The 12,995-nt window shown below is 63.3% G+C and carries 10 protein-coding genes, 1 other RNA gene and 2 pseudogenes; 7 read left to right on the top strand and 6 right to left on the bottom strand.

Translation table 11 applies throughout. The features are described 5' to 3' along the window. Positions 1–4: 4 nt before the first annotated feature. From H3V53_RS26695 to H3V53_RS26685, 4 genes and pseudogenes are all read left to right on the top strand, one after another. Positions 5–2,323: pseudogene (locus H3V53_RS26695) on the top strand (fimbria/pilus outer membrane usher protein); the annotation flags it as partial. Positions 2,324–2,519: 196 nt separating this feature from the next. Next, positions 2,520–3,053 (top strand): fimbrial protein, encoded by a 534-nt coding sequence (locus tag H3V53_RS43750; protein WP_419539582.1) that lies wholly within the window; start codon positions 2,520–2,522, stop codon positions 3,051–3,053. A gap of 120 nt (positions 3,054–3,173) precedes the next feature. Then, positions 3,174–3,590 (top strand): MerR family transcriptional regulator, encoded by a 417-nt coding sequence (locus H3V53_RS26690; protein ID WP_336600498.1) that lies wholly within the window; start codon positions 3,174–3,176, stop codon positions 3,588–3,590. After that, on the top strand, positions 3,587–3,994 hold the full coding sequence (locus tag H3V53_RS26685; RefSeq protein ID WP_336600497.1) for a carboxymuconolactone decarboxylase family protein: 408 nt from the start codon (positions 3,587–3,589) through the stop codon (positions 3,992–3,994). Before H3V53_RS26690 ends, H3V53_RS26685 begins: the two co-directional genes overlap by 4 nt. Before the next feature lie 162 nt (positions 3,995–4,156). Here the strand turns inward: H3V53_RS26685 and H3V53_RS26680 are convergent, their stop codons facing one another. The 4 genes from H3V53_RS26680 to H3V53_RS26665 all read right to left on the bottom strand — a co-directional run bounded on the left by H3V53_RS26680 (position 4,157) and on the right by H3V53_RS26665 (position 8,863). Further along, positions 4,157–5,536 (bottom strand): MATE family efflux transporter, encoded by a 1,380-nt coding sequence (locus H3V53_RS26680; protein ID WP_336600496.1) that lies wholly within the window; start codon positions 5,534–5,536, stop codon positions 4,157–4,159. A 2-nt stretch (positions 5,537–5,538) separates the two neighbouring features. Further along, positions 5,539–7,296: an ArnT family glycosyltransferase gene (locus H3V53_RS26675; protein ID WP_336600495.1), complete on the bottom strand. Its 1,758-nt coding sequence runs from the start codon at positions 7,294–7,296 to the stop codon at positions 5,539–5,541. Between the two features lie 293 nt (positions 7,297–7,589). Further along, positions 7,590–7,853 (bottom strand): type B 50S ribosomal protein L31, encoded by a 264-nt coding sequence (locus H3V53_RS26670; RefSeq protein WP_054927010.1) that lies wholly within the window; start codon positions 7,851–7,853, stop codon positions 7,590–7,592. 173 nt (positions 7,854–8,026) lie between these two features. Then, entirely contained in the window at positions 8,027–8,863 is an 837-nt protein-coding gene (locus H3V53_RS26665) for a M90 family metallopeptidase (protein ID WP_336600494.1), read from the bottom strand. Between H3V53_RS26665 and H3V53_RS43745 the strand changes: the two genes are divergently transcribed. After that, complete coding sequence (locus tag H3V53_RS43745; protein WP_419539580.1) at positions 8,847–9,125, top strand: hypothetical protein; 279 nt, start codon at positions 8,847–8,849, stop codon at positions 9,123–9,125. The two genes, H3V53_RS26665 and H3V53_RS43745, sit on opposite strands and share 17 nt — an antisense overlap. Before the next feature lie 106 nt (positions 9,126–9,231). Here H3V53_RS43745 and rho read toward each other — a convergent pair whose 3' ends face one another. Both rho and trxA read right to left on the bottom strand, forming a co-directional pair. Then, on the bottom strand, positions 9,232–10,494 hold the full coding sequence (gene rho / locus H3V53_RS26655) for a transcription termination factor Rho (RefSeq protein WP_012400357.1): 1,263 nt from the start codon (positions 10,492–10,494) through the stop codon (positions 9,232–9,234). A 287-nt stretch (positions 10,495–10,781) separates the two neighbouring features. Beyond that, positions 10,782–11,108, bottom strand: a complete 327-nt coding sequence (gene trxA / locus H3V53_RS26650) for a thioredoxin TrxA (RefSeq protein WP_007586494.1) — start codon at positions 11,106–11,108, stop codon at positions 10,782–10,784. Between the two features lie 433 nt (positions 11,109–11,541). Between trxA and ffs the strand changes: the two genes are divergently transcribed. After that, positions 11,542–11,640: signal recognition particle sRNA small type (ffs, locus tag H3V53_RS26645), an RNA gene on the top strand. Positions 11,641–11,835: 195 nt separating this feature from the next. Continuing rightward, positions 11,836–12,995: pseudogene (gene dnaX, locus H3V53_RS26640) on the top strand (DNA polymerase III subunit gamma/tau); the annotation flags it as partial.

The following is a 12,995-nucleotide window of genomic DNA, read 5'->3' as shown; positions in this document are numbered from 1 at the left end:
ACGAATGAATGCCGGCGCCGGCAGGCGGCCGGCCGTCCTTTGCACGCCCCGCAGCAGGAAAATGCGACTCTCCCACGTTCCATCGAATCCCGCTTTTCTGCGGCTCCGTCCCATCGGCGCCGTCGCGCTGATGTTCGTCGTGCCGCAAGCCTTCGCGACAGGCTCGACCACGAGTCTCGCCGAGGTCAGGTTCAACAACGCGTTCCTCACCGGTCCGGACAGCACGACGCTGGACGTAGCCCGCTTCAGCAAGGGCAATCTGCTGACCCCGGGCCGCTACCGGGCCGAGACCTATGTCAACGACGCCTGGATAGGCAAGCTCGATGTCGATCTCCGCGCGGTCGACGGCAATCCGGACAACGTCCAGCCCTGCATGAACAGAGATCTTCTGGAGCGTCTTGGCGCGGACCTCGGCAGGCTGTCGGCGGAAGCTGCCGGGCGCCTCGACAGGGCAGGAGAATGTGTCACGTTGCCCGATCTGGTGCCGGGCGCAACGGCCGCGTTCGACATGGGGGATCAACGGCTCGACGTGTCATTGCCGCAGATCGCGATGACGCATGCCGCCCGGGGCTACGTCGATCCGAAGTACTGGGACGAGGGCGTGAACGCTGCGCGCGTGCAATACAACGGCAACGTCTACCGGTGGGATAGCGGCCCGCGCGCGTCGACGCAGGGTTATCTGGGTCTCGACGCCGTCATGAACATCGGTGCCTGGCGGCTGCATCATCAGGGCAATTTCAACCACGACGAGAGCGGCCGCCACTACCAGAACATGCAGACATACATGGCGCGTTCGATCGCGCCCATGCGCAGCCAGCTGCTGATTGGCGAAGCAAATACCGACGGAAGTCTGTTCGATTCGTTTGGTTTTCGCGGCGTCCAGTTGTCCAGCGACGAGCGCATGTACCCGGAATGGCAGCGCGGCTACGCACCCATCGTGCGCGGCATCGCCAACTCCAACGCGCGCGTGCAGATCAGGCAGAACGGCAACACCATCTACGAGACGACCGTGCCGCCCGGGCCGTTCGAGATCAGCGACCTGTATCCGTCGGGCTATAACGCGGATCTCGAGGTCGTCGTGACCGAGGCCGACGGCAGCGTGCATATATCGAAGATCCCCTATGCGGCTGGGGTGAACGCGCTGCGTGCCGGTTCGACGCGCCTCAGCTTCACCGTGGGCCAGTACCGTCACCCCACGCAGCGCAGTACGCCGCTGCTGGCGCAGGCGACGTTGCAGCATGGCTTCACGAACCTGTTGACGGCTTACGGCGGATTGATCGCCGCCGAAAACTATTTCTCGGGAATGCTCGGTGTCGCGCTGAATACGGACTACGGGGCACTGGGCCTCGATGTGTCCCAATCCGGCACGCACCTGCGCATGCAACCCGACCGCTACGGCCAGAGCGTGCGGCTCAGCTACAGCAAGCTGATGGAGCCGACCAACACGAGCCTCACGCTGGCCGCTTATCGCTATTCGACCAAGGGCTACCTGGACATATCGGATGCCATGGCGCTTCGCGATCTGGACGAGCGCGGCGAGGCGAGCGTCATGTCGGGCATCGTACGGGGGCGCCTGCAGCTGCAGGTCAATCAGAATCTGCCGCAGGGATTCGGCAATTTCTATGTGACGGGATCGATCCAGGATTACTGGAACCGGGGCGGACGGGATGCGCAGTTGCAGGCGGGTTACAACAACACGTACAGACGTCTGAGCTACGGCGTCTCGTTTGGCCGCCAGCTCAATGTGGGCACCAACACGTGGGACAACCGGATCATGCTCACGCTCGCCATTCCGCTCGGCACGAGTGCGCATGCGCCGCGCTCGATGACCAGCATGCAGTACGCGACAACCAGGGGGGGAACGTTGCTGCAGGAAGGCATCACGGGAACGGCGGGCGACAACTACGCGTTCACCTATGGCATCAATGCCAGCCGCAACGTCGGCAGCACGACGTCGTCATCGGTTGCTGCGAATGCGGCCTACACGTCGCCGTACGCGAGCGTGAACAGCAGCGTGTCGCGATCGCAGAACACGAATCAGATCAGCGCGGGCATGACGGGCGGCGTGCTGGCGTACGGCGGCGGCGTGGTCCTCGCGCCGAATGTGGAGAACACTGTGGCCGTCGTCGAAGCGAGGGACGCAGCCGGCGCGAAGGTCATGAATTCGCCGGGCTTGCGCCTCGATCCGTTCGGTTACGCGGTGACATCGAACCTCGCGCCGTTCTCGCGCAACCGCGTGGATCTCGATCCGATGGGCTTGCCGCTGAACGTCGAGTTGCAGTCGACGATGCAGCAAACCGCGCCGACGGCTGACGCCGTCGTCAAGCTGAGATTCGATACGCAGAACGCCGGTTGCACGGCGATCATCGAAGCAAGACTGTCCGACGGAAAGGCGCTGCCATTCGGCGCGCAAGTGTCGAGCGCAGACGGCGGGCAGCCCGGACAACGCCTGTCCCCATTCGGTTGCGTACGCCGCTCCTGTCACGACCTATTACGGCCACAGCTATACCCTGCAATTCGTGAAGGTCGCCAACGTCACGCGGGCGGGAACCGTGCAGGCCGCCGACGTCGTCAGCTTTCAGCTCGACACCGATGGAAACCCCGTCTATCTCAACTTCATCGCCACCGGGTCGATCCAGTTCATTCAAGGGGCATGTCAGACGCCGGACGTGTACGTGCGGCTCAAAGGCAAGCTCACCGATTTTCGCAACGTGGGCAGCACGGGCACGGCCGTCCCCGTGAATATCCAGCTGAACAACTGCCCGGGCGGGATGAACGGCATCAGCTATCGCATCGATCCGGTGACGAACGTCGTGAACCCGGCGCAATCGGTGGTCGATCTGGACGCAAGCTCCTCTGCTGCCGGCGTGGGCGTGCAACTGCTAACTACCGGCCTGAACCCGTTTCCGCTCAGCACGGCCACGCCGTTCACTGGCTATACGGGAGCGGGCGGCTCCTTCACGATCCCACTGATGGCTCGCTACTATCGCACCGGGGCGCTCTCGCCGGGGATCGCCAATTCTGCGATGACCTTCACGATGACGTACTACTGACGACTCGTCGAAGGCGTCGGTGGCGCCTCACCGCGCGTGCTATCGATGGCACTGAACCCGATTGCCGCCAAACAAGGTCTTGACTTAGAGTGCACTCGAAGTCCTAAGCTGGGTTCCGTCATGTCGAAAATGCTCACCATTGGTCAGGTTGCCGCGTCGAGCGGCGTTTCCACGCATACGCTGCGCTACTACGAGCAGGCGGGCTTGTTGCGCTCGATTGGCCGGACGGACGCCGGGCATCGTCTGTATTCGCCCGCCGATCTCGACTGGCTGCAGTTCGTGATGCGTCTGAAGGCGACGGGGATGTCGATCGCGGGCATGCAGGCGTTCGCCGCGCTGCGTGCCGAAGGCGATTCGACCTTCGGCGCGCGTCGCGAGATGCTGGTCGAGCATCGCGATACGGTGCTGGCGCATATCGCCGAACTGCAGGCGAACCTCGGCGCGATCACCGACAAGATCGCGTTCTACGAGGCGGCCGAACGTGCAGCGTCATCGACAGGACATGCCGACAACTCATTCGTAAAGGACTCGCAATGAATCATGCACACGACGATCGCTATGCGCGCGGCTGGGACAAACTGAAGGAAATCGACGGAACGGCGGGGGAGAAGGTGGTCGCGGCGCTCGCGCCGATTGCGCCGGATTTCGCGCGGCTGTTGATCGAGTTTCCGTTCGGCGATGTGTACAGCCGGCCGCAACTGGGTCTGCGCGCACGCGAAATCGCGACGATCGCCGCGCTGGCTGCGCTCGGCAATGCGCAGCCGCAGCTGAAGGTGCATATCGAGGCGGCGCTGAACGTCGGCTGCACGCGCGACGAGATCGTCGAGGTATTCATGCAGATGGCCGTGTATGCGGGCTTTCCGGCGGCGCTGAATGCGCTGTTCGCCGCACGCGAGGTGTTCGAGTTGCGGGATAGGGAAGAGGTGGAGGCGGCGGATTAGCAGTCCAAGGCAGTGTACGGCGGAGGATTGCATTGAATGCAACTAACCGTCTGTTGTTGCGGATCTCTCCGGGGCTGGGCGCCTGGTCCGCATGAAAGCCCAGCCTTCAGGAAGAAGAGGCGGAACGACACGACAACCCGCATTCCATCCGTCGCGATCCGCCTAAGCCGCGCTATCCGCCCGCTGTACGGCGCCTATGCGCACCGACCGCGCGCTGATTCTGCGCAGATACAAGGCGAGCCCGATGCCCGCGATCAGCAGGCTCGCCGAGTTCGCGAGCCAGAAACCGCGCGCGCCCGTGAACGATTCGGGCACCCATCCGCCGACATCGAACCCGAGAGCATAGCCGCCGCCCAATCCCACGCCCCAGAGCGCGACTGCATAGATCACCGTCGGCACGACGGCCACGCGATACGCCCGCAACACGAACGCAGACGTTATCTGCAGCGCATCGCATACGTGGTAGAAAACGACGATCAATACGAGCGGCATGGCGGCCTGCGCGACATGCGCATTCGGCGTATAGCCTGCGATGATCAACGGCCGCAGCGCGAGCACGATCACGCCGTAGCAGCACGCGATCGCCACCGCCATCGCGATGCCATGCCGTGCGAGCGTGCGCGCAGCCTCGTAGCGATGCGCGCCGAGCGCCTGCGCAACGAGCGTCGACGTCGCGATGCCGATGGACAGCGGCGTCATGTACAGCACGGCGCCGATGTTGCCCGCGATCTGATGACCCGCGAGCGTGGTCGTGCCGAAGCGCGCGATGAAGAGCGCCATGAACGTGTACGACGTGACCTCGATCAGATACGACAGCCCCATCGGCACGCCGAGTTTCAGCTGCGCGGCCTGTCGCCGCCACACGGGCCAGCAGAAGTGCCGGAAGATCGCGAACGGGCGGAACACGTCGAGCTTCGTCATCACCAGCATGCCGACGACGGCGAGCGTCCAGTTGATCAGACAGCTCGCCAGCGCCGCGCCGGGGCCGCCGAGCGCCGGCAAGCCGAACGCGCCGAAAATCAGGACCGTGTTCAGCGGCAATTTCAGCAGCAACGCGCCGATCTGCAAGATCATCACGAGCCGCGGCTGCCCGACGGCGTTGGTGAGCGAGCTATAGACGCGAAACGCGAGGCTCGCGGGCAGGCCGAACGCCACGATCTGCAGATACGACACGGTGCGCGCGCGCAACGCTTCCGGGGCGCGAGCGAGTTGCAGCAGCGGCTGAGGGAAATAGAGAATCAGAAAGCCGATCACGGCGAGGGCGGCCGCGAGCCACAGCGCCTGACGCACTTCCTCGCCGATTTCCTCGTAACGCGCCGCGCCGTATAGCTGACCGGCGATCGGCTGCAGCGCCGTCAGAATGCCCGTTAGGCCGATGTACACCGAGATGTAGATCGATGCGCCGAGACCGAGCGCCGCGAGATCGGTCGCCGAAAACCGCCCGACCATCGCCGTGTCGATCACGCCGAACGCGATGATCGCGAGCTGTCCGATCAGCACGGGCCATGCGAGCGCCGCGATTTTCCGTACGTCGGCGAGCATGGTCAGCCGCTTTTCTTCGGACGCCAGGTGCGGCGTTTCACGGGCGGCTGCGGCCGGTCGATGCGTACGTAAAGGCGGAAGCGTTCGTCGCGGTCGGCGACGCGGCGGCCTTCCCAGACCAGCTTCCACACGAAGTTCGACATCGCGCTCGGCTCGCCGAAGTCTTGCGTGTCCTGGCGCAGGATCACGTCGCAGTCGTCATCGAACGAAAAATGCATGTCGCCGAAATAGGCGAACGTCGCAATCTGCGCGTCGCCCAGACGCACGGGGGAGATGCAGTTGTAGTCGGCGGGCAGGTGCGCGGCGATCTGCTGCGCAACGTCCTTGTAAGTCCGGCTGTAGTTGACGACGGGCAGCCACAGCGTCATCAGCAGCACCCACATCAACGTCGTGCCCGCGCTCGACAACACGACGCTGCGCCACAGCACCTTCGGATGCCGCGCGACGCGCCATTGGACCAGCGCGAACCAGCACAAGGTCACGGCCACGGCGCACACGAACGACAGGATCTTGAATTGCGGCGAAAAACCCGGCGCAAGCCGCGCGAGGTTACGCGCGAGCTGATGCGGGTAGCCCGTCATCCCCGCGAGCCACACCAGCCACACGAACGTGCCGAGCACGGTGAAGCTCAGCACGGCGAACCAGTCGATCGCGTTGATCGCGCCGCGCTTGAGCGTCGGTAGCGCGAACGCGGCGATTACGGCGAGCGCGGGCGTAAGCAGGATGAACAGCCGGTTGGACCCATGGCTTTGCAGCACGACGAGCACCAGCAGCGGCGCGATCACCGAGAGAGGAATCGCGATGTGCGGCGCGCGGCGCAGCCCGGCCCAGCTGAACCATGCCCAGATCGCGAGTGGCCATGCGGGCCAGGCGTACAGCGACAGGTTCTTGATCGCGTAGAGCAAGGTCGAGCCGTAGGGGCCCGCGAACGCGTGCAGGCTGCCGCGCATCCATTGATGGAGGAACCAGACGGCATCGTCGGGGAAGAGGGCGATCGCGGTGAGCGGCCACACGACCGACAGCGCCAGCGCGACGGGCAGACCCGCGAGCATCAACGTGCGCCAGTGCGTTTCGTGGACGATCACCATCATCGCGAAGGTGCCGATGAGCAACGCGCCGACCAGCACGGGGCTGCTCGTCAACGTCACGAGGCCGATCGCGCCGCCCCAGATCAGCGCGCCCTGCACGGGTTTGTCGATCATGCGCACGAGGCCGTAGACGAGCATCGCGATGCAGACGAACTGCGCGATCTGCGGCGTGGTTTCGTGGCCGCGCTCGGCGAGACCGAAGGTGGCGAGCAGGATCAGCAACGCGCCGTCGCCGAGCGTACGGCCGTAGTCGCGCGGCTCGGGTTCGCCGCCGAACGCATATTTGAACGGTTGCACTTCGGGGCGGCGGCCGAGCAGATAGGCCGCGTACCAGACAAACGCACAGGCGGCGCAGAACAGCAAACCGGTGAACACGCGCGACGCGTTGCTCGCATCGACGAGGGGATCGAGCACGCGGATCGCGCTCGCGCCGAGCCAGTAGCCGAGCGGCGCATCCGATGTCATGTATTTGCCGACGAGATTGGGCAGCAGCCAGTCGTGCAGCGAGCCGTTGGCCATCGTCCACATGACGCCAAAGCCGGCTGCGTCCTCGTTCTTCCACGGGTCGCGCCCGAACAGGCCGAACGACGCGTACACCACGCAGATGGTAAGCAGCATCCAGCGCGGCAGCGCGCTGGTGGCGGAGGCAGTGAGGCGAACGACAGATCTCATGCGGTGTTCGTGTGGGGCTGCGCGGTCGGCAGCCTTGAGTTATTGGTGGAGCGCAGGAGGCGTCCCGGATTCAGGCATGCGGCATTGTAGACGGGCGGCGCGCTGTGCGTCACAAGCTGGCTTTCAGGCGCGCCCGGGCGGATCCGCCTGCCGGCGCGCACGCATGGGCGGCCATGCCCGCACGTGCGACGATAGAAACCTTTCACCGACAAAAAAGGGCAGCGTAGGCTGCCCTTTTTGCATCGCGGCGGCCCGGACGAAAGTCAGGGCGCGCAGTACCACTTCGCGGGATATTATTTCGCGGCCTTGCCCGAAGCGCGGGCGCCGAACTTCTTGTTGAACTTCTCGACACGGCCCGCGGTGTCCATGATCTTTTGCTGGCCGGTGTAGAACGGGTGCGATTCCGACGACACTTCGATCTTCGCCAGCGGGTACGTCTTGCCGTTGAATTCGGCCGTTTCACGCGTCTGGATGGTCGAGCGCGTCACGAACTTGAAGTCGTTCGACATATCGACGAACAGGACTTCGCGGTAATCCGGGTGAATGCCTTCTTTCATGGTCTTTCCTTTAGTCTGGCGGTAGCCAACCCGGGAGCCGGAGAATTCCGCAACCGCGAGCCACTTGCCTAAGGTCGAAAAACGGCGATTATGCCAGAAAATCAGTCCTTTGACGAGGTTGCGGAGGTTTTTTCGCACGCTGCGGACGGCTGGCCGAGGCAGCGTCCCACGGCTTACACGGGCGGACCGGCGAGTGCGCCCGTGCGCGCCGGGTCCTGCCGGTAATAGCGCGCGAGCAGCCGGTAAAGCTCCGGATACGCTGATTCGAACTCGCGTGGCTTCACGAATAGCGCCTCGCTGCAGACGGCAAAAAATTCCGACGGATGATCAGCCGCGTAGGGGTCGATCAGGGATTCGCGCTCGAAGCGCGCCCAGCGGCGCTCGGGTACGGCGTCCACTTTCGCGCAGAACTGGTCGTACGCGTGGTCGAACACGTCGGTCCACTGCGCGGAATCGAGCGGCGCGTGCAGCTTGCGAAAAAGGGGCGGGTGGCCGTCGGCTTCGCCCGTCACCATGTCGATCTTGTGCGCGAACTCGTGGATCACGACGTTGTACGCGTCCGATCCGTCCGTCATCTGCGCGTCCTCCCACGACAGGATCACAGGGCCGCCTTCCCACGCTTCGCCGCTCGCGTCGTGCTCCACTTCATGAACCACGCCGTCTTCGTCCTCGACCGTCTTGCGGATCACGAACTCGCCAGGATAGACGATCACGCCGACCCAGCCGCGATACAGGTCGAGCCCGAGATTCAGCACGGGCAGGCAGGCCTGCACGGCGATCGCGACAGTGATCTGGTCCGTCAGCTCGAGCTCGTGCGCCGTCGAGAATTCCTTCTGCGCAAGAAAGAGGCTCGTCATCTCGCGTAGCCGCGCGAGGTCGTTGGCGGCAAGATGCGACAGAAATGGCAGGCCATCGAGCGTCGTTTGCCAGAGCGCGTCGTCGATTGCGTAGGTGCGCAGCGCGCGGTCGCGGCGCCGCGTGCCGAGCCATTGGGTGAGTTTCGAAAGCATCGCGCGGTGGTGTCGGTTCGCCTGGTTGATCGAGGCGATCTGGGTTCGAAAATTGGACCCGCAGCTTGTCGGCGCCCTCGCTCGCGAGCCGCCGTTCGACATAGTCCAGATCGTCGCGCAGTCCGGTTTTCAGCTTCTGCGCTTCCTTCAGTTCACGTTACATGGCTTCGATGCGCGTATCACGTCGGCGGCGTCATGCACGGTCAGCAGAGCAGGAGAGTCGGCGTTCGACATGCGGACGCTTCGTTGCTGCGGGACGTGAAGCATTATAGATAAACGTGTACGTGCAGATGCGCGCGCGAGCGCCGCACAGAAAAACAAAAACGCCTGCGCGAGGGCAGGCGTTTGTGAGGCGATGTGCGAGGACGTTAGCCGCCGCGACGCATCATGTCGAAGAACTCGGCGTTGTTCTTTGTCTGGCGGATCTTGTCGAGCAGAAATTCCATCGCTTCGACTTCGTCCATATCGTGGATGAACTTGCGCAGCACCCAGATCTTTTGCAGGATCTCGGGCTTGATCAGCAGTTCTTCGCGACGCGTGCCGGACTTGTTCAGGTTGATCGACGGATAGACGCGCTTTTCCGCGAGACGGCGTTCGAGGTGCACTTCCATGTTGCCCGTGCCCTTGAACTCTTCGTAGATCACGTCGTCCATGCGGCTGCCCGTTTCGATCAGCGCGGTGCCGATGATGGTCAGCGAACCGCCTTCCTCGATATTGCGCGCCGCGCCGAAGAAGCGCTTCGGACGCTGCAGCGCGTTCGCATCGACACCGCCCGTCAGCACCTTGCCCGATGCGGGCACAACCGTGTTGTAGGCGCGCGCGAGACGCGTGATCGAGTCGAGCAGAATGACCACGTCGTTCTTCATTTCGACGAGGCGCTTCGCTTTCTCGATCACCATTTCGGCGACCTGCACGTGACGCGCGGCGGGTTCGTCGAACGTCGACGCGATCACTTCGCCCGCCACCGAGCGCTGCATTTCCGTCACTTCTTCCGGACGCTCGTCGATCAGCAACACGAACAGGATCACGTCGGGATGGTTCTGCTTGATCGCATGCGCGATGTGCTGAAGCATCACGGTCTTGCCGGACTTCGGCGACGCGACGAGCAGGCCGCGCTGGCCCTTGCCGATGGGCGCGATCATGTCGATGATGCGGCCCGTGACGTTTTCCTCGCCACGCATTTCACGTTCGAGCAGCAGCACCTTGTTCGGGTGCAGCGGCGTCAGGTTCTCGAACATGATCTTGTGCTTCGAGGCTTCCGGCGGCTGGCCGTTGACCTTGTCGACCTTCACCAGCGCGAAGTAGCGCTCGCCATCTTTCGGCGTGCGGACTTCGCCTTCGATCGTGTCGCCCGTATGCAGGTTGAAGCGGCGAATCTGCGACGGCGAGATGTAAATGTCGTCCGTGCTCGCGAGATACGAGGTTTCCGGAGAGCGCAGGAAACCGAAGCCGTCAGGCAGCACTTCGAGCGTGCCGTCACCGAAGATCGTTTCGCCCGTTTTGGCGCGTTTTTTTAGAATGGCGAACATCAGTTCCTGCTTGCGCAGGCGGTTCGCACTTTCGATCTCGAGACCATTGGCCATCTCGATCAATTGGGACACGTGCAGAGTCTTAAGCTCGGATAAATGCATACGGAGAACCCGCAGGAGAAGGTGCGACCTGAAATGAAATCTGGGAGGAGAAGTGAGCGGAACCGCTCAAGGACCTACTCGTCTTTTAGACGTTTTATAGATTCTAGCATAGCACACGCCAAATCCAGCCTGCGCGGCTGGGTGGTGTCGGCGCATGATTCCTGTTGTCATTGTTGTCCAGCGACAACAGGAATCATGCGGCTCGCCCAATGCACGCGCTAATTGCGCGCCGCTGCTTCATGCGAGCCGGGCGGCGCGCAGCAAGTGCACGCACGCCGGTGTGCGGATTAAAGATTGCCGTCGAGGAACGCGGTGAGCTGCGACTTCGACAGGGCGCCGACCTTCTGCGCCGCGACCGCGCCGTTCTTGAACAGAATCAGCGTGGGGATGCCGCGTACGCCGAACTTGACGGGCGTGGACTGGTGTTCGTCGACGTTGATCTTGGCGATCTGCAGGCGATCCGCGTAGTCCTTCGCGACTTCGTCGAGGATCGGCGCGATCATCTTGCACGGGCCGCACCATTCCGCCCAGAAGTCGAGCAGCACGGGTTTGTCGGATTTGACGACGTCCTGTTCAAACGACGCGTCGCTAATATGCTTGATGTGTTCGCTCATTTGTGTGAATACCTCTTTCGGTTCGAGGCCTGCCTTGAATGCCCGCCACGATACAACAAACTCAGAAAACCTTCCGTTCGCTTTGCCACAGGTCAAACCATGAAAGCCGACGCGACGAGTATCGTGGGGACACCTTCGGGAGGGCGGACTGGCTTGGCTTTGCGGGTCACTTGAACGTCAGTTTAGCCTAAATTGCTATGCGTTGCCCGTCGTGATAGTACGCATTCCGACAGTAGGGTTTCGTGCCGCTTCAGCGTTGCCCCGGCGACTGCCGGCATATCATGAAGCGGCGCTCCTCGTGACGAACCGAATCTATGAGCGCGTGGATGAAAGACAAGAGGGAGTACGCGAGGGTCGTATATATCGAAGCAATTGACGGCTTTTATCGACTGGGCTCTCGCGCGGTGCAGCAAGCGATGTTAGAATGCGACGTGACGGGCCTCCTCGCATGGAGGTGCGGTCAACCTGGTCAGGTCGGGAACGAAGCAGCCACAGCCGTTTTCCGCCAGTGCCGAGGGTCGGGCTCGTCACCTTCCGCTTTCTCTCGTTGTCTTCTCGTCATCCTCGTCGTTTTCCCTGTATTTCAACGTGCTCGCGTCCGTCGAAGCGCGGTGTCGCCTATCGCGTGATTCGCGAAATTCAATGATCCTTCGAAGCGTTGTCGCGCCACGCGCGAGCGCACGGTCGATTCGCCTTTTCGCGTCGATGTTGCTGATACAATTTCCAGATGACCTATCAAGTTCTCGCACGCAAGTGGCGGCCGAAGGATTTCGCTTCGCTCGTCGGACAGGAGCACGTTGTGCGCGCGCTCACGCACGCGCTCGACGGTGGCCGGCTGCATCACGCCTATCTGTTCACCGGCACGCGCGGCGTCGGCAAGACGACGCTGTCGCGAATCTTCGCGAAGGCGCTCAACTGCGAAACGGGCGTGACGGCCACGCCATGCGGCGTCTGCCGCGCCTGTCGCGAGATCGATGAGGGGCGCTTCGTCGATTACATCGAAATGGACGCGGCGAGTAACCGCGGCGTCGAGGAAATGGCGGCGCTGCTCGAGCGCGCCGTGTATGCACCCGTCGACGCGCGCTTCAAGGTCTACATGATCGACGAAGTGCACATGCTGACGAACCACGCGTTCAATGCGATGTTGAAGACGCTGGAAGAGCCGCCGCCGCACGTCAAGTTCATTCTCGCCACGACCGATCCGCAGAAAATTCCCGTCACGGTGCTGTCGCGCTGTCTCCAGTTCAACCTGAAGCAGATGCCGGCGGGGCATATCGTGTCGCATCTCGAGCGCATTCTCGGCGAAGAGAACATCCCGCACGAGCCCCAGGCGCTGCGCTTGCTCGCGCGCGCCGCGGACGGGTCGATGCGTGACGCGCTGTCGCTGACCGACCAGGCCATCGCATACTCGGCCAATCAGGTCACGGAAGAAGCCGTGCGCGGCATGCTCGGCGCCCTCGATCAAAGCTATCTGATCCGTATGCTCGACGCGCTCGCTGCGGGCGACGGCGCCGCCGTGCTGTCCGTCGCGGATGAAATGGCGTTGCGCAGCCTGTCGTTCTCGACGGCGCTCCAGGATCTGGCGAGCCTGCTGCACAAGATCGCGTGGGCGCAGTTCGCGCCGTCGTCGGTGCTGGACGAATGGCCGGAAGCCGCCGATCTGCGCCGCTTCGCCGATGCGCTGAGTCCGGAGCAGGTCCAGTTGTTCTATCAGATCGCGACGATCGGCCGAAGCGAGCTGGGTCTCGCGCCGGATGAATACGCCGGTTTCACGATGACACTCCTGCGCATGCTCGCACTTCGAGCCTGCGCCGAATGGCGGCGGTGGAGCCGGGGCGCGGCCGGCTGGGCCGCCGGGCGGTGCCGGCGCCGACCAGGCGCCGGCAG

It is taken from the genome of Paraburkholderia bengalensis (genome assembly GCF_037126505.1).
In the GTDB taxonomy this organism is placed as follows: Bacteria; Pseudomonadota; Gammaproteobacteria; order Burkholderiales; family Burkholderiaceae; genus Paraburkholderia; species Paraburkholderia bengalensis.
Note: the sequence above shows the minus strand (reverse complement) of the source record. Positions and strands in the feature narration are given on the sequence as shown.

Excerpts from the sequence above, each read along its gene's own strand:
- H3V53_RS26690 (WP_336600498.1), top strand. The coding sequence starts at position 3,174 with ATGTCGAAAATGCTCACCATTGGTCAGGTTGCCGCGTCGAGCGGCGTT.
- H3V53_RS26685 (WP_336600497.1), top strand. The coding sequence starts at position 3,587 with ATGAATCATGCACACGACGATCGCTATGCGCGCGGCTGGGACAAACTG.
- H3V53_RS26680 (WP_336600496.1), bottom strand. The coding sequence starts at position 5,536 with ATGCTCGCCGACGTACGGAAAATCGCGGCGCTCGCATGGCCCGTGCTG.
- H3V53_RS26675 (WP_336600495.1), bottom strand. The coding sequence starts at position 7,296 with ATGAGATCTGTCGTTCGCCTCACTGCCTCCGCCACCAGCGCGCTGCCG.
- H3V53_RS26670 (WP_054927010.1), bottom strand. The coding sequence starts at position 7,853 with ATGAAAGAAGGCATTCACCCGGATTACCGCGAAGTCCTGTTCGTCGAT.
- H3V53_RS26665 (WP_336600494.1), bottom strand. The coding sequence starts at position 8,863 with ATGCTTTCGAAACTCACCCAATGGCTCGGCACGCGGCGCCGCGACCGC.
- rho (WP_012400357.1), bottom strand. The coding sequence starts at position 10,494 with ATGCATTTATCCGAGCTTAAGACTCTGCACGTGTCCCAATTGATCGAG.
- trxA (WP_007586494.1), bottom strand. The coding sequence starts at position 11,108 with ATGAGCGAACACATCAAGCATATTAGCGACGCGTCGTTTGAACAGGAC.